General features: G+C 41.7%; 18 protein-coding genes. 10 read left to right on the top strand and 8 right to left on the bottom strand.

Annotated elements, in window-relative coordinates; translation table 11 throughout:
* Positions 1 to 87 precede the first annotated feature (87 nt).
* On the bottom strand, positions 88 to 420 hold the full coding sequence (locus tag C1E24_RS10675; RefSeq protein ID WP_138481269.1) for a ribonuclease E inhibitor RraB: 333 nt from the start codon (positions 418 to 420) through the stop codon (positions 88 to 90).
* A gap of 138 nt (positions 421 to 558) precedes the next feature.
* Here C1E24_RS10675 and C1E24_RS10670 point away from each other — a divergent pair, with 138 nt between their 5' ends.
* From C1E24_RS10670 to C1E24_RS10655, 4 genes are read left to right on the top strand one after another with little or no spacing between them, the layout of a single operon-like run.
* Positions 559 to 2,280, top strand: a complete 1,722-nt coding sequence (locus C1E24_RS10670; protein ID WP_240721989.1) for an autotransporter assembly complex protein TamA — start codon at positions 559 to 561, stop codon at positions 2,278 to 2,280.
* Positions 2,280 to 6,047, top strand: a complete 3,768-nt coding sequence (locus C1E24_RS10665; RefSeq protein WP_138481265.1) for a translocation/assembly module TamB domain-containing protein — start codon at positions 2,280 to 2,282, stop codon at positions 6,045 to 6,047. Before C1E24_RS10670 ends, C1E24_RS10665 begins: the two co-directional genes overlap by 1 nt.
* Positions 6,044 to 6,874 (top strand): substrate-binding periplasmic protein, encoded by an 831-nt coding sequence (locus C1E24_RS10660; protein WP_138481263.1) that lies wholly within the window; start codon positions 6,044 to 6,046, stop codon positions 6,872 to 6,874. Before C1E24_RS10665 ends, C1E24_RS10660 begins: the two co-directional genes overlap by 4 nt.
* Positions 6,875 to 6,878: 4 nt before the next feature.
* Positions 6,879 to 7,766 (top strand): peptidylprolyl isomerase, encoded by an 888-nt coding sequence (locus C1E24_RS10655; RefSeq protein WP_138481261.1) that lies wholly within the window; start codon positions 6,879 to 6,881, stop codon positions 7,764 to 7,766.
* Positions 7,767 to 7,776: 10 nt separating this feature from the next.
* Here the strand turns inward: C1E24_RS10655 and queF are convergent, their stop codons facing one another.
* Complete coding sequence (gene queF, locus C1E24_RS10650) at positions 7,777 to 8,622, bottom strand: NADPH-dependent 7-cyano-7-deazaguanine reductase QueF (protein ID WP_138481259.1); 846 nt, start codon at positions 8,620 to 8,622, stop codon at positions 7,777 to 7,779.
* A 60-nt stretch (positions 8,623 to 8,682) separates the two neighbouring features.
* Here queF and syd point away from each other — a divergent pair, with 60 nt between their 5' ends.
* Positions 8,683 to 9,222, top strand: a complete 540-nt coding sequence (syd, locus tag C1E24_RS10645; protein ID WP_138481293.1) for a SecY-interacting protein — start codon at positions 8,683 to 8,685, stop codon at positions 9,220 to 9,222.
* Positions 9,223 to 9,293: 71 nt separating this feature from the next.
* On the opposite strand, the gene C1E24_RS10640 is transcribed toward syd, so the two are convergent.
* Both C1E24_RS10640 and C1E24_RS10635 read right to left on the bottom strand, forming a co-directional pair.
* Positions 9,294 to 10,067 carry a Zn-ribbon-containing protein gene (locus C1E24_RS10640; RefSeq protein ID WP_138481257.1) on the bottom strand — a complete coding sequence of 258 codons (774 nt, stop codon included), beginning with the start codon at positions 10,065 to 10,067 and terminating at the stop codon, positions 9,294 to 9,296.
* A gap of 2 nt (positions 10,068 to 10,069) precedes the next feature.
* Positions 10,070 to 10,333: a hypothetical protein gene (locus C1E24_RS10635; protein ID WP_138481255.1), complete on the bottom strand. Its 264-nt coding sequence runs from the start codon at positions 10,331 to 10,333 to the stop codon at positions 10,070 to 10,072.
* 246 nt (positions 10,334 to 10,579) lie between these two features.
* Here C1E24_RS10635 and C1E24_RS10630 point away from each other — a divergent pair, with 246 nt between their 5' ends.
* Complete coding sequence (locus C1E24_RS10630; protein ID WP_138481253.1) at positions 10,580 to 11,230, top strand: GNAT family N-acetyltransferase; 651 nt, start codon at positions 10,580 to 10,582, stop codon at positions 11,228 to 11,230.
* A 1,782-nt stretch (positions 11,231 to 13,012) separates the two neighbouring features.
* On the opposite strand, the gene C1E24_RS10625 is transcribed toward C1E24_RS10630, so the two are convergent.
* Positions 13,013 to 13,315: a DUF3301 domain-containing protein gene (locus C1E24_RS10625; protein ID WP_138481252.1), complete on the bottom strand. Its 303-nt coding sequence runs from the start codon at positions 13,313 to 13,315 to the stop codon at positions 13,013 to 13,015.
* Positions 13,315 to 14,343 (bottom strand): DUF3549 family protein, encoded by a 1,029-nt coding sequence (locus C1E24_RS10620; RefSeq protein ID WP_138481250.1) that lies wholly within the window; start codon positions 14,341 to 14,343, stop codon positions 13,315 to 13,317. Before C1E24_RS10620 ends, C1E24_RS10625 begins: the two co-directional genes overlap by 1 nt.
* A gap of 137 nt (positions 14,344 to 14,480) precedes the next feature.
* Here C1E24_RS10620 and C1E24_RS10615 point away from each other — a divergent pair, with 137 nt between their 5' ends.
* The 4 genes from C1E24_RS10615 to C1E24_RS10600 are packed head-to-tail and all read left to right on the top strand — an operon-like array spanning position 14,481 to position 16,586.
* Complete coding sequence (locus C1E24_RS10615; protein ID WP_240721988.1) at positions 14,481 to 14,810, top strand: YqcC family protein; 330 nt, start codon at positions 14,481 to 14,483, stop codon at positions 14,808 to 14,810.
* A 12-nt stretch (positions 14,811 to 14,822) separates the two neighbouring features.
* Positions 14,823 to 15,557: a tRNA pseudouridine(65) synthase TruC gene (gene truC / locus C1E24_RS10610; RefSeq protein WP_138481248.1), complete on the top strand. Its 735-nt coding sequence runs from the start codon at positions 14,823 to 14,825 to the stop codon at positions 15,555 to 15,557.
* Positions 15,557 to 15,997 (top strand): flavodoxin, encoded by a 441-nt coding sequence (locus tag C1E24_RS10605; RefSeq protein WP_138481246.1) that lies wholly within the window; start codon positions 15,557 to 15,559, stop codon positions 15,995 to 15,997. Before truC ends, C1E24_RS10605 begins: the two co-directional genes overlap by 1 nt.
* Position 15,998: 1 nt before the next feature.
* Positions 15,999 to 16,586, top strand: coding sequence for a hypothetical protein (locus C1E24_RS10600; protein ID WP_138481244.1), 588 nt, complete (start codon positions 15,999 to 16,001; stop codon positions 16,584 to 16,586).
* A 72-nt stretch (positions 16,587 to 16,658) separates the two neighbouring features.
* On the opposite strand, the gene dapD is transcribed toward C1E24_RS10600, so the two are convergent.
* Both dapD and glnD read right to left on the bottom strand, forming a co-directional pair.
* A complete protein-coding gene (gene dapD, locus C1E24_RS10595; RefSeq protein WP_138481242.1) occupies positions 16,659 to 17,486 on the bottom strand; it encodes a 2,3,4,5-tetrahydropyridine-2,6-dicarboxylate N-succinyltransferase in 828 nt (275 codons plus the stop codon).
* Between the two features lie 8 nt (positions 17,487 to 17,494).
* A complete protein-coding gene (gene glnD, locus C1E24_RS10590; protein WP_138481240.1) occupies positions 17,495 to 20,113 on the bottom strand; it encodes a [protein-PII] uridylyltransferase in 2,619 nt (872 codons plus the stop codon).
* Positions 20,114 to 20,235 lie beyond the last annotated feature (122 nt).

The raw sequence follows: 20,235 nt of genomic DNA, 5'->3' as shown, positions 1-20,235 counted from the left end.
AACTTTCTAACTTTCTAACTTCTCGCTTTATTCTGCGTAATAAAAAAGGCGCTTAACGCACCTTTTAAAACTTCAAACTGATTTTCTTTATTCAGCGTCAGCCATAATGCCCCAGCCATCGCCATAGCCTTCATGTGAATTGGCAATGCTTTCTAGGTACTGTTCAGTTTGGCTGAGAAGCTGATGATCTGGCACCATTTCAACCGTTGTTACAACTTCCCATACACCTGTGTCTTTACACTTTTGTAGTTCGGTCTTTGGCGCAAGCTCATCTTCAGAAATTGCTTTAGCAAAAGACTCAGCTTGCTCTTTTTGCTCAAATAAAATGAAAAAGTCGACCATGTGCATTTGGTTTAAATTAATGCCCTCAGCAGCCATTTCAGCTAATAATTGGCCGTTATCGTCATCAGGAAATTGCATAGTGTTACCCAGTATTTTTAACTGGGTGTATTGTCGGTGAAATTAGCAAAAATAAAAAGCTTTAAAGCGAGATTTATTGTTCATCTATTGTTGATTTGAAATATGCTACACTTGCGGTTCTGCTTAGGAGGGAAGTATTTGAAACTATTTGTGATTTTAGTTACTTGTTGTTGTTTTATTTTTTCTTTACCTACACAGGCTGAGGCGCAATGGCAAGTTGAGGCCATTGAATTTGGCGAAATGCCCGATGAGTTGAGTAAAAATATCAATGGCACGTTAAAACCGTTACTCAATCAGCCTTTTTCACAGTCGTTAGAAAACAAATTACTTTCTCAGACCGAGCGAGCTTTACAGGCGCTTGGCTATTATCATGTAAATATCACCTTATCACGTGTAGAGCAAAGCAGTACCCTCAAAATAGAGGCAGAGATTGGAGAACCTATTCGTTGGAAATCGATTCAAATTGAAATAAAAGGCGAGGCCAATAAAGACTCATTTTTGCAAAAAGAGTTGTCTGGCATTCCTATAAAAGCAAATGACATCGTAAATCATGATAATTATGAGCAGACAAAAAGTGTGCTTGAATCAAGCCTGATCTCGAAAGGGTATTTTGATTTTAAATGGCTTAGTCATCGCCTAGAAATTTATAAACAAAAAAACTTTGCGGTAGCCAAGCTAAAACTAGACTCAGGCAATCGTTACCGTTTTGGCAAAGTTGAAGTGAGCAGGCAAAGTCTGGCGAAAAAATATATTCAATCTCTCGCACCATTTGATGAAAACACCTTATACGATGAAAGCTTGTTGTCTGAATATAACCTAGCACTCAATAAGACACCGTATTTCAGCGCCATTAAAGTGTATCCACAATTACAAAACCGCAAGAATAATCTAGTGCCTATTCGTATTGAGGTGGTCGATAAGCCTGCCAATACGTTCGAAGTTGGGGGTGGTTTTAGTACAGAGATAGGCGCAAAAGCACGATTTAAATGGTCAAAGCCTTGGATCACTGAAGATGGCCACTTTTTTGATGGCAATTTATTTGTTGCTGAAAAACAACAGCGTATCACAGGCAGTTATAGCATTCCGGTGAGTAACCCCAATGATGATTTATGGCGAGTGACAACAGGTTATGCCCTTGAGGATGAGTTAACTGATGGGGTTAATAGCAAAATTTGGAACGTACAGTTACAACGTCAATGGTTAACGAGTAGTAATTGGGTACGCACTGCATTCATTAAAAGAGAACATGAAACAACAACTCAAGCTGGCGTAACTGATAAAACAGAGATGTTAATTCCTGGTATTAGTTATGCTAAAAAGCAAGCAGTTGGCGGTGTTACGCCTTCGTGGGGGCAACAGACCTTGATCTCGTTAGAGTTTGCCAGCGATGATTTAATTTCTTCTACGACTTTGTTTAAAGCACAGTGGGAACAAGCATGGTTGAGAAAGTTTGCACTTAAGCATTGGTTTATTGCAAGACTAGATGCGGGTGCCATTGTTACAGACGATATTAACGAAGTGCCATTTAACCTACGATTTTTTGCTGGGGGTGATCAGAGTATTCGCGGTTTTGCCTATCAATCTGTTGCCCCTTTTGAAGAGGGCAAAATTGTCGGTGGTAAATACCTTGCAACGGCTTCGATAGAATATAACTATCAATTTATGCCGAACTGGAGACTGGCTTTATTTGTTGACTCGGGCACTGCAACTAATGACTTCTCAGAGTCATGGGCCGTCGGTGCGGGTTTTGGTATTCGCTATATCACCCCTGTTGGGCCTATTCGTTTAGATCACGCCTGGGGGCTTAGTAAAGAAAGTAAAAGCACACGTCTAAGTATTATTATTGGACCGGAGATTTAATGCGCTTACACCCTATAACAAAAAGAATTCTAAATATTGGTTTAGGCACGCTGGTTTTTCTATTTTGCTTAGTGTTTACCAGTGTTGGTCATCAAAGCCTTTTGTGGGTTTTGAATAAGTCGGTCGATGGCTTAAATATTAAACTTGAGCAGGGCCGTTTATTTGCAGGTGAAAGACTCGATGTCACTTGGCGCAGCGAGGGGCTTAATTTATCGCTGAGCAATTTTAGGCCGCAACTTAATTGGTTTACTTGTGCCACGGTGTGTGTAGAAATAATCGCAGACAGCGTCGATGTAAAACTTGCTAACTTGCCTACAGATAAAGCCGCAGAGGAAATCGCAGTAGAAACAAAAATAGAGCAAAGCGAAGAGCCAGAAACTGGCTTTGCATTACCCGTGAATATCGCCATCGCTAAGTTAAATGTGGCTAATATCAAGTTTCAGCAAGGCGATTTGAGAGTTCAAATATCGGACATAAAATCATCAGCTCAATTAATCGACGCTGCAGCAAGGTTGCATGAGACTTCGATAAAGCGCATTCATATTAGTGATAAAAGAGAAAAAGAAGAAAAAAGCCAAGCGCTTACAGAGTTGGCGGCCTTGCCTGCTATTGTTCTACCAGACGGTCTCGATGTTCGAGTATCACAACTTGCTCTGGGGTCTTTTGAGTACGAAACGCCAACTGGCTCGCAACGCATTAAACACTTTAATATCGCGGCAAACATCACCTCTCAACAGCTTGAATGGCAAAATTTATACTTAGAATATCAGCAGTTCGTATTGCGCAGTTTTGGTGAGTTGAAAGCCGAAGCAATCAAGCAGCCGTTAGCGTCAATTAAATCAATAACTACTCTAACAACAGAAGAAGAACTCGTCAGGTTACATTTAAGTGGCAACTTTTCTGATTTAAAAATTGATTTAAAGGCCGAAGGTCAACATCAGGCTGCCGTGTTAGGTAATCTAAATCTTAACCAAAAAAACTGGCCATTTGATGTATCGGCGCAGGTCTACAATCTTCCTTTTTCGTACAAAATTCGCGGACAAGACTACGACGCCTTGATGGAACAGGCTCGAGTTGAGCTCAAAGGTAATGCCGATGATTATCAGTTGAAGCTTGATGTCATGGCCGAGCAAAAAGAGCTCACTGAACTCAGTGCAAAAGTGTCGGGGAAAGGCAGTTTAACCGCTATTTCAGAGCTCGCAGGTCGTTTGAACGCGTCAGAGGGCAGTGCCAATTTAACCGGCAAGTTGGCGTGGGCTGAGGGCATGGACGTACAATTACGCTTAGTGATGGACGCATTACCGCTGTTTTTTATCGATCAGCAGTCGGTGTTAAACGGTTCAATGAGTGTGTTGGCTAAGCAGCAAACAAAGGGATGGCAAATTGATATTCCTGACGTTGATGTTGATGGCAAATTTTCAGATCTTCCTTTAGCACTCGACGCCAGTTTTAGACTGAACGAGCAGCTGTTTGGTCAAGTCGATAAGCTAAACATGCAACTCGGCTCGAGCAATTTGCAGTTGTCGGGCTCACTGCAACAAGAGCTAGATTTATCTGGGCGCTTTGCTATTTCACATAACAACTTTTCACATAACAGCCGTTCACAAAAAACGAAAGCGTTGCTGCCTTTTGATGTTGATGCGCAAGGCGAGTTGCAGATTAAAGGGGACCATCATCAACCTAAAATCAGCTTTAGCTCAGTAATTTCAAAGTTTGAAAATAATGGCATTAGTCTCAAAGGGGGCAAGCTCGATGCCAGCGTTGATTTGGCAAAAAATTGGCAAACAGAGACTTTATTATCCATTGAGCAACTCGCAGTCCCAGAACATCAACTGAATCATATCGAGTTGCGTTTCACGGGCGATCAAACTGCACATCGCGCTCAGTTATCAAGTCGCGGAGACGTAAACGCAGAGCTAGATATTCTAGGTGGTATAAACGCACAAGCCTGGCAGGGCGAAATTGCATCAGGGCAAATTATTTATAAGCAACTTGAGACAAGTTTAAAGCATCATTCAAAGCTGAAATATGCCAGTGCGCAGCAATGGCAAACCGGAAAAATATGTGGTGAGTTAAATCAGTCACCTTGGTGTTTGCAAGCCGAGCAAAAAGGTAAGCAAGGGCAGTTTGATATGAACATCCAAGGTTTTGATTTAGCATCACTACAGCCCTTTTTACCTGAACAGCTGAAACTAGATGGTAAAACCAGCATCAATTCAGCACTGTCATGGCGAGATAAAAAGCTCAGTGCGATCAATACAAAAGCGACTTTGCAAAATGTTGCTGTCGCCCTCACCGAAGCGAATACTGAAACCCTTAGCGATGTTCAAAGTGAGGCAATAGTTCCGATTGAACAAATCGAGATTAACCTTAGCGGAGACAGCCAAGCTATTTTAGGACGCTGGCAATTAGCCTCGTCGCTATTAGGTGACGTATCTGGTGAGGTGGCAGCACAAGTGCAAGACAATCAATTGCATTCACCGACAGCCAAAGTTGAACTACATGCACTGGCTTTAAAGCCAATCGGCGAATTGGCAAATCGCTTTTTACCACAACCGATTAATTTGGCCGGGCAGTTGTCTTCAAAACTGGCCTTATCGGGTGATATAAAACAACCCAATGTCGTGGGTGAGATAAACTTATCTTCATTTGGCATAGAACAGTCAGCACTGCCAGTCAGTTTTGTCGACTCTTCATTGAAACTAGATTTGAACGGCCAAACAGCCAGTTTAAATGGCGCATTAAATACCAATGAGAGTGGCGTACTTAACCTCGTTGGTAAGCTAGATTGGCAACAGCAATTAAGCGCTGAGGTAGCGGTGTCTGGCGAGCAAATAAGAGTCAACCCGCAACAAGATATGAGTTTTTCTGTCTCTCCTGATTTGTCTTTAAAATTTAAAGATGAACACCTGTCGCTCACGGGGCGTGTCGATATTCCTCAAGGTCGCATTAAAATTTCGCAACTGCCCGAGCAAGTGACTACGGTTTCTGATGATCAGGTTATTGTTGACGCACAAGCTCAAGAGCAGGGGAGTCTTCCGTTTACCTATACACTTGATTTAGATGTCGCGCTAAAAGATGATTTCAGAGTGTATGCATTCGGCCTTGATAGCTATGTATTTGGCCAGATAAGTTTAGATAAAACCCCTGATACCCCTTTGCTTGCCAGTGGTGAGTTTGGCTTGCGAGAAGGCGTTTATCAAGCGCTAGGTCAAGACTTACTTATTCAGCAGGGTCAGATTGGTTTTAGTGGGCCGTTATCGCGTCCTTATTTGAATGTAAAAGCAATACGTAACCCTGAAGTAACCGCCGATGATGTTATTGCAGGTATTGAATTAACGGGCAGTGTGAGTAAACCAAGTCTGAACATATTCTCACAACCGGCTATGGACCAAGCCCATGCGTTATCGTATTTATTAAACGGCCAGCCACTTGATAAAAGCGAGAATAATAACAATGCCTTATTGTCTCAAATGCTGCTTGCACAGAGTATTAATTTTAGTGAAAGCTTTATTAATAAAGCGGGAAAAAAGCTCGGCATTGAAGATGTCAGCGTTAGCGCGAAAGGCAGTGGTGATGACACGCAAGTTGAATTATCCGGCTACATTACCCCAAGCGTGCAAGTAAGTTATCGCGTAGGGGTGTTCGAAGCCATGAATGAAATTGCCATTCGCTACAGGGTGTTCACTAAATTATATATTGAAGCAACAAGTGGTTTATACGATAGTATAGACTTGCTATATCAATTTGATTGGGATCCTGAATGAAGTCTTGGATTATTGCCCTCTGTTTAAATGCCTGTTTTTGTTTCTCTGCGTGTGCGGAACAAACAGTGCGTATTACTTCTGGGGCTGATCCTTATGTCATTGCACTGTTAAAGCATACCCTAAGCTATCAAAGAGAAGTGCATAAGTTAGACTTTGTTGAAAATATCCCGACTCAAAATCGCGCAATCCGTTTACTAGGTGACAAAAATGGCATTGATGTATTCTGGTCTGTCACTTCTGATGAAAGAGAAAAACAAGCGTTAGCTGTTAGAGTACCTATTGTTAAAGGGGTACTTGGTTATCGTCTTGGGGTAATCAAAAAGTCCCGTTTAGATTATTTTGCAAAATTAAAAACGGATGGTGAGCTACGAGGTTTAAGATACGGTCTTAGAACCGATTGGCCTGATACGGTCATTTTCAAAGACAATGACTTTAATGTTTTAGAGTATTCCCAAGAAAATGCAGGCTATGAATTACTCGAAGCCTCACGCATTGATGTATTACCTATTGATGCCTTATATGCAAACGATATTACTGATATGACAGATTTAACAATCGATCCGGCTCATGTATTCTATTACCCTTCAGCAGTTTATTTTTTCGTAGATAAAGATAACAAAGCCTTATATCAAAAACTCAAGTCGGGCTTAGATAAAACCATTGCAGATGGCTCTTTTGATACTTTATTTAACCGTCACTTCGAAAGCGAGTTAGCTGAATTAGCATTAGATAAGCGACAAAAAATTACCCTCGTAAATACTTTACTTCCCGCCAGTGCACCTATTCATACAAAAAAATACTGGTATAACCATAATCAAGGAAAATAAATAAATGCTTTTACGCGCTTTTGGCCTAACAGCTTGTGTATTGCTCGCTGGTTGCAGCAGCACGCAAAATGTTGAAACAACTCAAAAAAAACCTGAAGTTCGCTCACCAAGTACCATTATAAGTTCTGCGTCAGCCGATGTATGGCAACAAGTGAATAACAATGATGTGTTAAGAATTGATTTACCAACAGGCCGTGTTTATGTGCAACTTAACCCACAACTCGCACCTGGGCATGTTGATAATATTAAAAAGCTTGCGCGCGAAGGCTTTTATGACGGCTTAAATGTGTACCGTTTTGTTGAAAGCTTTGTAGCGCAAGGTGGCGATCAATCTGGTGAAAAACAGCCAACACAAGGTAGCAAAGGCATTACGGGTGAGATGTTTTTAACTACAGAAAACCCACTTGAGATCACTCCACTCAATGCGGTTGACGGTTATGCCGATAAAACCGGCTTTTTAAATGGTTTTGCTGTGGCGCAAAACAGCGATAGTAAAAAGACCTGGATGACTCATTGCACAGGCACATTTGCCATGGCACGCGGTAATGAAATCGATAGCGGCGGTACAGAGTTTTATATCACGCTAGCGCCACAGCGTTATCTTGATAAAAACACCACGGTATTTGGTCGAGTGCTAGAAGGCATGGAGCATGCACAGCGTTTATTACGTACACCTGTAGAAGGTCAGCCGTTTAACCTAATCAGCCAAGTGCGTGTGTTAAGTGATATTGCGGGTGAAGATAACAGTGCTTTTACGGTGTTTGATACCAGCTCTGAGGACTTTAAAGAGTTGATTGCATCTCGTAAAAACCGCCCGAGTGAGTGGTTTATAGATAAGCCAAATCATACAGACGTTTGCTCGGTGTCTATTCCGACCAAACGCCTAAATTAAAAGCAAATGTTTACTGACGGTTTGTACGAATGTGATAAGCCGTCTTATCGCTTTCGCTGCTGCGGTAAGGGTTAATGTCTAATCCACCGCGTCTTGTGTAGCGCGCATACACCTCTAACTTGCTTGGCTTTAATTCACGCATTACGTCACAGTAAATTCGCTCCACACACTGCTCATGAAACTCATTGTGATCTCTAAAAGAAATCAGATACTTAAGCAGTGATTCTTTGCACACAGGCTTACCCGTGTAACTTATCACTATACTTGCCCAATCAGGCTGAGAAGTAATTAAACAGTTCGATTTAAGTAAGTGACTATGCAGTGTTTCGGTCACTTCATTACCATCTTTTACCACGATCAAGCCTTCTTGCGGGCTGTAGGTATCAACCTCAATATCAAGCTCATCAATACACTCGCCCGGCATTGCCGTGAATGGAATACAGGCAAAGTCGTCAGCTTTGAATAACGTCACTGCGACGTCAGTCTGTGCTGCTTTGCTTAAATCTTTGGTTAAAATAGTTTGTACTTCGTCAAAGCTGGCAAACTTAGTTTGGTTAAAACTATTTAAATACAGCTTGAACGACTTAGACTCAATAATATGCGAGCTTTGGCATGGGAACACAAATGTCGCCACAGCCACTTGCGGTTTGCCTTTGGCATTCAGCCAAGATAGCTCATAGCCAGTCCAAGTATCTTCCCCTTTAAATGGCAAGTTCTGCTCATCTACTGCGATTTGGTCACGGTTTAGCTTTCTTGCAATCGGGAATAATAAACTTGCATCGTATTGCGACGCGTATTCAGTCGTTTTACCTAACACTGACGCTTTCAGCTCAGGTGCATTGTTGTAATCTGTCATGTTTCACCAATAGTGGTTACAATGGCGCGTATTATAGCGTATCGCACACAGGTTAACAGTATGACAATTAAGCCGCTTTTATCAGAGCTTCACGATAAGTTTCAATCTCAGTACCAGCAACAGCATGGCACTTTACCTTGCATGTATCACGATGCTGACTGGCCAAGCCCATGCGAAGTTGGCGAAGTGCTCAGCGAGCAACAAATTCAGTGGCAAGCTGTTCCACAGCCTTCAAAAAATAGCCTAAATGATTTAGCAAGCGCGTTAGAGTGTACTTTTCCTGATGCGTTGAAAGAGTTCTACAGCAGTTTTTACGCTGGCAACATCATTGGCAACCTAGAAGGCCACCAAATCGAGTTATTACAAGCGTGGAATGAAGATGACTTTGTGCGTTTACAGCAAAACATCACAGGTCATGTATTGATGAAGCGTAAGCTTAAACATACTGATACAGTGTTTATTGGGTTAACCGAGCAAGATGATTTGTTGATCACCGTTGAACTTGAAACTGGCAAAGTCTGGTTAGAGTATGTCGGTAAAAGGCCACACCATGTTTTGGCTGATAGTCTGGAAGCATTTTTGCAAGCGGTTGAGTTTTAATACTCATAACTTAATCAATAAAAAAGCGCTCATTTAAACATTCTGAGCGCTTTTTTATTTTTAGCGAACGATCATTGAAAATCCCAAGAGATATTCGAAACCAGCTCACAGCTGTCACAGCGAAAATCAAATAAGCCAAACCAAGGCTCGTCTAACTTCCAATCACCGCCACAACTAGGGCATTTACGTGCTTTTTCTGCTTCAAGGCTTTCACCGCCTACGCGATATAAATAGTAATACACCGGCTTCTTAGTGAGATAGCGAATACGTTTAGACAAATCCATACCGCGACGGAACAAATCACTTTCTGTGCTAGAAATCTCTTCTAACGCCGCAAACTCACAGCGCGTGGCACCGTTGATCTGTATTTGATCGCATGCTTGCCAATCCTCTTGCCACTTAATTAAAGCTTTGTAATCGCCATTGGCAATGGCAGGAATTTTATAAAGTGGCACAGGTTGAAAATCATCGCCGCAATAAAGCGGGCTGCATGTATGTACATAAGTGGTATATAGAATATAAGAAGACGGAGCGTCGCACAGGTCGGCGCCATTGGCATGAATATCCTGACCGATCACCTTTACTTTCGGTGCCAGCAAGCCTGCATCTTGTAAAAGCTCAATGGCTTTTTTTACAAACGGGCTGTGATTAAGTGGGTGTAGCGCATCTTCAAGCGGGCACATAACACGGGTAATAAAATAGCCGTCTTTTAATACGGTCGGAAACTCATCCCCGATGATCTGTCCGTTAAAACGTAGTGCATTGACCACGCGATTAATAGCGCGCTCGGCATCATCTAGGGTGGTGTCTTGGTAACAATCAAAAGTTAAATCTACAACGAACATAATTAGTTATCTTTTTCTAATAGCGCGAGTAAGCGGTCAAGTTTTTGTTCAATGCGGTCAAGCTGGCTTTGCTCTGTAGCCTTGGCTTTTGGGGCTGCTGCTGGCTGAGTGTTGATGCAATTTGGATCATTTTTGTAGGCGGTCAACCCAGCAATAACCAAAGGCATAGGTACAGGCTCTGACAACTTAGATTTAGTTAAAGCAACTGTGGGTGTTTTGTTTTCAGCGATTAAGGCTGCAATAGCAGAATGAACGGCGGGGTGCATGCGTTTTACTCAACAAAATAAAACGCATTCTAGCATAAATCTGCAAAGCGCATAGCTGTGCGCTCAACCATGCTAAACGGTTTGTTTTGCATAATGCACAGTGATCGATTCGTTCTTTCTATACTTATGTTAACAACGAGAGACTAGATATTACTGTCTAGTATTAGCATGTCTTTTTGCTTAAAAAACACTCAGTAACTATAGTTGACTAAGTTTTCTAGTAAAAATTAGGTAACAGGAACAATAATGAAAATAGTAGAAGCAGATCAACTGAGCCTAAAGTATTTGGAGCCGGAAGAAATAAACATTGCAGCAAGCCTGCTTTTTCAAGCTTATCAGAGTGATGAATTATTAAAGCAAGTGTTAAATGCAGACTCTGATGACGACTTTGCTAAAAAGTTACGCGCACTTATTCGCGAAGAGTTACAGACTTTTTCGCAAAGTGGTCAAGCCATGTTAGGCGCGTTTATAGACAAACAACTTGTTGGTGTTGCGTGTGCAATCGCGACCAATGGACCTTTGTCTGCACAACGTTTTTGGCATTGGCGTTTAAAACTCATGCTCAGCGCAGGGTATGTCCAAACTAAGCAACTGGTCGCCAAAGAGCAAGCGATAAGAGCGGCCCTAGAGCAATATGGCGAGTGCTTTTATTTGTCGTTAATTGCCATTCACCCGAACGTACAAGGGCAAGGCCTTGGTCATTACTTATTAAACGGGGTGGAGCAACTTCATCTAGCCGAAGAAGAGATCACAGGCGTGGCTGTATTCATTACACAAACGGCGCAAAAAGCCTTTTTCTTAAAGCACCAATATGAGGTGATTGAGCAAATGACCTTTGGCGAAGTGTCGGGTGAGTTGATGTATAAAAAATTAAATACGGACGGATCGGAAAATTAACTGTGAGACATTTCCCACATGGTTGTGGGATTTGGTGTTTTAAACACTTTACTTTGACTGTGATTTATTTTTAAGTTCTTGAAAAATAACAAATATCTTATTTTTAAAATAATATGACAATAAATAAATTACTGTAAGTCGCTTTAGCAATCAGCAAATTACCGTAAACTTAATCATGTCAGGAAGGCAAAGGGATAGGAAAAACGGAATAAGCACAAGGTTATGGATTAGTGCTAGGGCAAGAAGCTCAACAGGATACTCAGGATGAGGTGTAACGGAGTTGCACTCAGGAATAGGATACACACAGGAGTGTGAGGACAGCCCAAAGATGGGTGAAGCGGAAACTAGGATGGTTACAGGTGTTAGGACAACACCTAGGATGAGGATGGAGTACAGGGTGTACTAGGAGCGCATAGGATTTTGCGAAGTGGATTTAGGATATTAGGAATACAGGACGTGTATAGGATTTTAAATGGATTTTTGGTTGTCGATGGAAGACGACCATTCAGCGGAAGATAAAACAGGATACAGGCTTTGGAAGCTTTCATGGATGTTGTCAACTTTAGGCGCGACTTATGTTGCGCCTTAGTTCTTTCTGGCGTCTGGCTTTTTCAGCTACACCGACTTTATGTCGGGTTTCTCACCCCAAATGACTTCTTCGGTAGCACCGACTTATCTTGTAAAATATACACTGCGAAGCAAGGTTATTTTTGCGCAATATGAAATGAACAATTTTAACCGCTTTTGTAGGTCGTCATTTATGGCGACATTTTGAGTTTTGGTTATGTTCATTGTCGGGCTAAAGCCACGACCTACATTTAATGCAGGCACTGTTGTAGGCGCGATTTTATATCGCGCTTTTAATGTCGTCTTTTTGAAGCTGGCCTTCAATTTAACCTTTTGTCGCGTTGGCGACGGCAACCAAGGTGTCGCGAAGTATTTCAATTTTATATCGCGCTTTTAATGTCGTCTTTTTGAAATTGGTCTTCAATTTTAACTTCAGCCTTGCAGCGCCTAAATGGATTTAGGTACTTGGGATTTTTCGGGAACAAAAATCCCATCATTTCGCTGACATTACTCATCAATTGCTTATTTGATAGAAGGGGAAAAGGTATTGCCTGTTGGTTTTGTGCATAGGGTTGAACCTGACGGATCGGAAAATTAGCTGTGAGACATTTCCCACATGGTTGTGGGTTTTGGTGTTTTAAACACTTTGTTTTGGCTGTGATTATCTTTTAAGTTCATGATAAATAATAAATATCTTATTTTTAAAATAATATGACATTAAATAAATTGCTGTAAGTCGCTTTTTCACTCGGTCAATTACCGTAAACTTAATCATGTCAGGAAGGTAAAGGGATAGGAAAAAGGAATATAGCATAAGGATAAAGGACTAATGCTAGGGCAAGAAGCTCAACAGGATCCTCTGGATGAGGCGTGTAACTGAGTTGCACAAAGGAATTAGGATGCACACAGGAGTGTGAGGACTGCCCAAAGATGGGTGAAGCGGAAACCAGGAAGGTTACAGGTGTTAGGATAATATCTAGGATGAGGATGGAGTACAGGGTGTACTAGGAGCGCATAGGATTTTGCGAAGTGGATTTAGGATATTAGGAACACAGGACGTGTATAGGATGTTAAAGGGATTTTTGGTCGTCGATGGAAGACGGCCATTCAGCGGAAGATAAAACAGGATTATAGGCTTTGGAAGCTATCATGGATGTTGTCAACTTTAGGCGCGACTTATGTTGCGCCTTAGTTTTTTCTGGAACCTTTGTTTTATTACCCCAAACGATGCGGTGGAATATCAGCTTGTACTAGCTTCTCATTTTCAAGATACAAATAACCTTGATATAAACTCTCGCCGTCTGAGCTAAATTCAAACAAAAACTGACTTTTTATTCCCAAACGACCATTTTTTAAAATGCCGGGTAGCACTTTTTTACAGGCGACACTGAGCAACTGCACTTGCAATTGCTTTGCTTGTCTTTGTGCATGTTCGCTTGCGGCTTCTGCGATTTTACGGCTATACCAAAAAAAGCCGATAACGCTACCGATAACAATAAAAAGCCAGAGAGATGCCATTAAGAGAATAACCTACCAATCGCACGAGATAGTGTGTCGCTGCGATTTTCTGCTCGAAGAATACCTAGTACGTGTGGGCGAAGTGACGGAATTGCAACTAAGTCAGCAAAAATACTTGGGAATAACTCAGGCATTTGTTCATTATTGGCAGCTAAATCAAGTAGTTTGAATAGGGCTTCTGGTTTTTCAAAGCATAGCCAATAACGGCCAGCTAAGGTCAGTAACACGTCTGGTTGGCTGCCTAATTCGCTTGTAAGAACTTGCTCGATTAACTGAGATTTTAACCCTTGTGCTTTGCTACCCGAAAGCGCGCGCATGTTATTAATTAATAGGTTTAAATTATTTTCTGCGATTGCCAGTTCACATTGCGCAAAGAACAATTCTGCAAGTTGTGTGTTAATTTCAACATGTTCAAGCATCGCACTTAAAGGCTGCTGAACTTCTTGCGGTAAGCTTGTCCAAGAATTAGCGATATTAGTGCTGTTTTGGCCGTGATCGAGTCTAAATGCAAAATCAGCTAAGCCTTGCACCGCAATACTTTGCCACGCATCGTCAGTTAAGTTGCCAGCAAAAAATTGCTCGGTAAATTCATAATACTGAGATGCAGGGCGCTTTAATTCAGTTTTTAAAAGTGCATTGAATGCGGCAAGTTTATTGGCATTGGGTGTAAATACATACGGGTTATTGTCTAGTTTGCCATCGGCTTGCTCGCCCGTTAACTCAGTACCTAATGCTTCAAGTACCATATTTGCAAAGTGGTCGCGGCTTGCAAGCACTAACTTACTTTGCTCATCAAGGGGCATTTTTAAAAACCATACATACGGATCAGCGGTGGCTTGATTATCCCAAAATTGAATGGCTATCAGGGCATGACCAGCAAGCGGGTAAGGGTAAGGTACCTGACCGTTTTCAAGTTGATTGAAGAGGGCTTTATCAATTTTAGTGATTTTTCGACCCATGTCGTAAACACGCCACTGTGTGCCAGCTGTGTTAAGAAGATCACCTAAAGTAGAAATATGCGCAGTCATAGTTCGCTCATGCAAATTTTAAATTAGCCGAATTATACGGATTTTATCGGCACTTGATAAGCGAAGCCGTAAAGCTACTGTAAAGAAGTTAGCTGGGCTATAATTCGCGGGTTTGAAATAGTCTATTAAGAGTCGGTATGATGAGTCACGCCCAATACCAAACAGTTTACACCTTATTGAAAGAGCTCGAAGCGGTATTACGCATCGCCAAGCTTTGGCAAAGTGAAAACATTGAGTCTGAGAAGCTAAATTCTACCGCGCCATTTTGTTGTGATGTAATGACATTTGAGCAGTGGTTGCAGTTTGTATTTATTCCTAAAATGGCCTTGATGATAGAGCAAGGCATGGCACTACCTGCCAATATGTCGATTGCACCCATGGCTGAAATGAGCTTTTCCTCTCACCCGCAGTATCCACAGATTTTAAGTCTACTGACCAAGTTAGACGAAAGCTTACAACAGAATTAAAAGAGAAAGATCATGCTTGAGATTGTCTATCAAGACGAAAACTATGTGGCGATTAACAAGCCTTCTGGCTTATTGGTACATCGTTCATTTTTAGATAAACGCGAAACCCAATTTGCTATGCAAATGTTGCGTGATCAGCTCGGTCAGCACGTATTTCCGGTGCATCGATTAGACCGTCCTACAAGTGGTATTTTGTTATTTGCACTCAGCTCAGAAGCAGCTAGAGATATGAACCAAGTATTCATTGAGGGCAAAATCGAAAAACGTTATTTGGCACTGGTGCGAGGTTTTGCGCCAGAGCATGTTTATCTAGACAGGCCTTTAAAAGAGCATTTAGATAAAATCGCCGACAAATTTGCCGATCAAGATAAAGCACCGCAAGAAGCGCAAACAGAATTTAACTGTTTACATCAGGCAAGTTTGCCCATTCCTTTTGGGAAATTCCCGAGTATTCGCTATTCGCTGGTGGAGTGTTTTCCTAAAACCGGCCGCAAGCATCAAATTCGCCGTCATTTAAAGCATTTGGCACATCCTATTTTGGGTGATGTGAATCATGGTGATAACAAGCATAATCACTTTTTCTTTGATCATTTTGGCTTACAACGCCTTATGTTATTTGCAACTCGGTTAAAGTTTGTTCATCCTTATACAAAACAAGAAATTACCATTCGGGCAAACCTAGGCGAAGAGATGCTAAATATCTGTGCGCAGTTGGGGTGGCCCAGCAGCGAACAGGATTATCAATAATGGCATCAATTTCAATTTTTGTAGGCAGTGTGTATGGCAATGCACAGAATTTAGCTGAACAGGTGCAAACTGTTTTGTCAGCGTCACATCAAGTGAGCTTGTTTGAAAGCGCAAGCATCGATGATTTAAAAGCCGCTGAAGTGGCTTTGTTTATTACCTCGACCACAGGCTCTGGCGATCTGCCAGATAACATTGAGCCATTGATTATGCAGTTACGTAGTCAGTCTCCGAGATTAGAAGGTAAAAAAGCTGGGGTGATCTCCTTGGGCGACTCAAGCTACGGTGACACCTATTGTGGCGCGGGCAAGCAAGTCGATGCTTTATTACAAGAATTGAATGCACAACAAACTTCACCGCGTTTAGATGTCGATGCGTGTGAGTATTTTGAACCATGGGAAGTGGTTGAAGCCTGGTTAACAGAGTGGCAGAAAACCCTTTAATATGTTGAAGTTACAACAATTTAAATGGGTGTTTTTGCTCAGCAGTATTTTAATTGTGATGCCAGCAATTGAAAGTAGTTGGTTCGAAAATGCATTTGGCTTAAAGTGGGGCAGTGAAAAGCTCATGTACTATTTCAGTGTGCTTTTAGTGCCACTGAAATTAGTCATGGTCATTGCCGGTTGTTGGCTACTGATTTACTTTGTGAAACACAATGAGGTGAGCAGTAAGGTGAAACTGGCAGTATTGCCTTTGATGTTCGTTGCTTCTGTTCAAGTCATCATGCTGAGTATCACATCGGTTTATTATGTGTTTAATGGCACCAAGGCAGATAACTACATTGAACAAGCCAATATCAGTATTCAAAGCCAAGCACCGGGTAAGCTTCTGACTGCATTTCACGATATTAATATTATGTGTGATAAAGGGTTTGGGTTTTACGAGTTGTTATCGGTGGTAAAAGAGCCGTGGCTTGGTAAAGCACTCGCCATTGAAAGCTATGAGCCGTTTGAGCAACTCACCATCAGCTTTACAGCAGATAACCAAAGACAGTTTAAGCAGTATGATCTTCAAGGTTTAAGTTGTAACTAATCACTTCATAAAATCGAATAAAAAAAGCCGCAAATCGTCAATGATTGCGGCCTTTTCTCGTTCTTCTATTGATTACTCATCGACAGAGCGAAGTAGGGCGTTGATACCTACTTTTTCACGAGTTTGCTGGTCAACTTTCTTCACAATAATCGCTGCGTAAAGGCTGTGTGAGCCATCTTTGCTTGGTAGTGAACCTGGCACAACTACCGCACCTGCTGGTACGCGACCATAGTGGATTTCGCCTGTTTCACGGTCGTAAATACGCGTACTTTGAGAAATGTATACGCCCATTGAGATAACCGCGCCTTCTTCAACAATGACGCCTTCAACGATTTCAGAGCGTGCACCTATAAAACAGTTATCTTCGATGATGGTTGGGTTTGCTTGTAATGGCTCTAATACACCACCAATACCTACACCACCAGAAAGGTGCACGTTTTTACCAATCTGTGCACATGAACCAACTGTTGCCCATGTATCAACCATAGTGCCTTCATCAACATAAGCACCAATGTTCACGTAAGAAGGCATAAGTACCACGTTCTTACCTACAAAGCTGCCCTGACGTGCTACAGCGTTTGGTACAACGCGCATTCCGCCTTGTTGGAATTGCTCTGGCGTGTAGTCAGAAAATTTAAGTGGCACCTTGTCATAAAACTGGTTTACGCCATCGTTCATTGGTTGGTTATCACGAATACGGAAAGACAGCAGTACCGCTTTTTTAAGCCACTGATGCACAACCCATTCACCGCTGATCTTTTCTGCAACTCGCGCAGCACCAGAATCTAGCAATGAAAGAGATTGAATGATTGCATCTTTAACTTCGTCGCTCACTTGTGTAGGAGTAATGCCATCACGTTGCTCCCATGCTTGTTCGATGATGGTTTTTAAATCTGACATAGTTTCCTCTAATTTGTTTCTGCGTTTAATTTTTTCATTAAGTCTCGTTGAAGTGTTACTTTATGCTCTTCATCGAGGGCTTGATAATCTTTATTTGAAATGACGAAAAAGTCTTCTGCACGTTCGCCGACTGTTGTAATACGTGCGGCATGAATATGCAGTGAATTAGCCTGAAATACCTCTGCAATCTTGGTCAATAAACCTGGGATATCGATGGCTTGAATTTCTATGAGATTGCGATTTGCACGTGCATGTGGACGCACAATCACCTTAGGTTTGATATTAAAGTCTTTAAAGCGATGAGAGCGATTCTTCTTCACTCTGATCTTTTTCTTCGGATCTTGAAGTAATGACTCAATGCCTTTACGAATTGAGCGAGCTCGGTTTACTGATACAGCATCACCACTTTGCTCTAAAATGACAAAGTTAAAGACCACGAAGCCGTCTTTAGTCGTCATGACTTGCGCGTGTTGAACTTGTGCTTTTTTAGAGCCGATAACACTCACTAACTTAGCGAATAAACTGGCTTCATAAGGGCTATAAACAAATACTTGTGTGCCCCCGTGAAGTGGTTTTTCACCGACAATAACACTAAAGCGGTTTAAGTCTTTTACTTTTAATAAGTGTTCAGACTGCCATGAAATTTGTTGTTCGGTGAAACCTGTAAAATAGTTAGCTTTAAAACGAGACCAAATAAAGTCAATCTGGCTCTCTTCAAAGCCAAGTTCAATTAGGCGCTGCTTGGCTTGCTGCTTCTTATCACGAATTTGGTCACGCATGTCCATTGGGTTTTCAAGACCCGCTCTCAAAGCACGTTGTGTATGCAAATACAGTTCACGTAGCAGGGTATTTTTCCAATCATTCCAAAGGTTATCGTTGGTTGCTCGGATGTCTGCAACAGTTAAGCAATATAAATAATCTAGTTGGCGTTCATTTTTGACGCGAGATGCAAATTCAGCAATAACATCGGGGTCGTTAATGTCTTTTCGTTGTGCAGTAACCGACATCAATAAATGGTTTTCAACCAGCCAAGCCACTAAACGGGCTTCTGAATTACTAAAACCATGCACTTTACAAAAGGTACTGGCATCAACGGCCCCAAGTTCAGAGTGGTCACCACCGCGGCCTTTGGCAATATCATGAAAAATACCAGCAAGGTAAAGTAGCTCAGGTTTGTCCATGCCGGTGACAATTGCTGAGCAAATAGGGAAATCTTTTTGTTTACTTTTATCGAAATACTTATAGATGTTATTTATCAGCTTATGGGTATGTTCATCTACGGTGTAAGCATGGAATAAGTCGAACTGCATTTGTCCAAAAATATTACGCCACTGTGGTAAGTAGGCGGCAATAATGCCGTGCTTGTGCATCAGGGTGAACGCTCGACCCATGCCATTCGGGTGTTTGATTAAGCGTAAGAAGGCATCTCTACACCCTGCGTAATCTTGTAAATCACCAAGTAGACGACGGCGGACTTGGCGCATGGTTCTTAGTGTGTTGGGCTCAATATCAGTGATTTCAGGGTTATCAGCAATATGCTCAAACAACACAAAAATATGTTCACGCTTGAAGAAAACTGAAGGATCGGTGACTTGAATACGATTACCCACACGCTCAAAGTTTTTATCGAGCGGTTGAGGTTGATAGTTCACTTGGTCAACCAAGATACTTTGTTCAAAATATGACAGTAGCATTTGGTTCATTTCGCGCACGCGGCTCATGATCCTAAATAGGCGCTTCATCATGCGCTCTACAGAGGCTTTCCCCTCAGAGCCAAAGCCTAATAATTCAGCTGCATGAGGTTGGTAGTCGAATAATAAACGGTTTTCGTTTCTGCCAGCTGCAAGGTGAAGAGCAAAACGAATATTCCAGAGGTTTTCGATACATTCGAGTAGCTCTTGATATTCTTCATGGGTGAGGTAACCGTGGCTGATGAGTTCTCTAAGTGTTTCTGCGTGGAAATGTTTTTTTGCCACCCAGAATATGGTTTGCAGGTCACGCAGACCACCTGGGTTTTCTTTTACATTTGGCTCGAGATTGTATGCCGTACCATGACATTTCTTACGACGAATTTTTTGCTCATCAACTTTGGCGATAAAGAACTCTTCTGAGCGCCAGATAGGTGTTTCAATGATGTGACTTTTTAGGCGTTCAAATTCTAATTCATTACCACTGATTAAGCGGCACTCAAGTAAGCTGGTGGTGAAGTGCACGTCTTGTTTTTTTTGTTCTAAAACTTGTTCATGTGTACGAACACTGTGACCTATCTCTAAACCCAGATCCCACAAATGGGTAACAAACTGACCAAGCGACTCTTTTAATTGGTCGTTGGGCTCATCTTGAACTAAAACCAAAAAATCGATATCAGAATAAGGATGTAACTCGCCTCGACCATACCCGCCAACAGCAATTAGTGCGATATCATCATGTTTGTTTAAACTTGTAATGACATAAAGCTTTTGTAGCATTAGGTCTACAAATTCGGCACGTGCGCGAATGAGGTGTTTTACAGGCTGCTTTGAAAATTCATTGCCGAGCCATTTGTAAAAAAAAGCGGAGCAGTCTTTAAAATCATCGAGTGTGTTAGCTGAATCAAGAAGCGTTTTTAATTTATTGGGTAATGCCACGGAATATCCCTGATTTTTTATCAAATGAATTGATGAGCGCTTAGTAAGTTTTACACTAAGTTGCTGAGAATTGCGAGTGGAGAGGGCTATGAAGCTAGTAGAACGTTCAGAAGGTAATCAGT

It is taken from the genome of Pseudoalteromonas phenolica (genome assembly GCF_005876835.1).
Taxonomy (GTDB): Bacteria; Pseudomonadota; Gammaproteobacteria; order Enterobacterales; family Alteromonadaceae; genus Pseudoalteromonas; species Pseudoalteromonas phenolica_B.
This window is presented reverse-complemented; position numbering and strand designations above follow the sequence as displayed.

Bases quoted from the DNA above. Each gene is read 5' to 3' on its own strand.
- C1E24_RS10625 (WP_138481252.1), bottom strand. From the start codon at position 13,315: ATGGCATCTCTCTGGCTTTTTATTGTTATCGGTAGCGTTATCGGCTTT.
- C1E24_RS10665 (WP_138481265.1), top strand. From the start codon at position 2,280: ATGCGCTTACACCCTATAACAAAAAGAATTCTAAATATTGGTTTAGGC.
- C1E24_RS10615 (WP_240721988.1), top strand. From the start codon at position 14,481: ATGATGAGTCACGCCCAATACCAAACAGTTTACACCTTATTGAAAGAG.
- C1E24_RS10635 (WP_138481255.1), bottom strand. From the start codon at position 10,333: ATGCACCCCGCCGTTCATTCTGCTATTGCAGCCTTAATCGCTGAAAAC.
- syd (WP_138481293.1), top strand. From the start codon at position 8,683: ATGACAATTAAGCCGCTTTTATCAGAGCTTCACGATAAGTTTCAATCT.
- queF (WP_138481259.1), bottom strand. From the start codon at position 8,622: ATGACAGATTACAACAATGCACCTGAGCTGAAAGCGTCAGTGTTAGGT.
- C1E24_RS10630 (WP_138481253.1), top strand. From the start codon at position 10,580: ATGAAAATAGTAGAAGCAGATCAACTGAGCCTAAAGTATTTGGAGCCG.
- C1E24_RS10655 (WP_138481261.1), top strand. From the start codon at position 6,879: ATGCTTTTACGCGCTTTTGGCCTAACAGCTTGTGTATTGCTCGCTGGT.
- C1E24_RS10675 (WP_138481269.1), bottom strand. From the start codon at position 420: ATGCAATTTCCTGATGACGATAACGGCCAATTATTAGCTGAAATGGCT.
- C1E24_RS10605 (WP_138481246.1), top strand. From the start codon at position 15,557: ATGGCATCAATTTCAATTTTTGTAGGCAGTGTGTATGGCAATGCACAG.
- C1E24_RS10620 (WP_138481250.1), bottom strand. From the start codon at position 14,343: ATGACTGCGCATATTTCTACTTTAGGTGATCTTCTTAACACAGCTGGC.
- truC (WP_138481248.1), top strand. From the start codon at position 14,823: ATGCTTGAGATTGTCTATCAAGACGAAAACTATGTGGCGATTAACAAG.
- dapD (WP_138481242.1), bottom strand. From the start codon at position 17,486: ATGTCAGATTTAAAAACCATCATCGAACAAGCATGGGAGCAACGTGAT.
- C1E24_RS10600 (WP_138481244.1), top strand. From the start codon at position 15,999: ATGTTGAAGTTACAACAATTTAAATGGGTGTTTTTGCTCAGCAGTATT.
- C1E24_RS10640 (WP_138481257.1), bottom strand. From the start codon at position 10,067: ATGTTCGTTGTAGATTTAACTTTTGATTGTTACCAAGACACCACCCTA.
- C1E24_RS10660 (WP_138481263.1), top strand. From the start codon at position 6,044: ATGAAGTCTTGGATTATTGCCCTCTGTTTAAATGCCTGTTTTTGTTTC.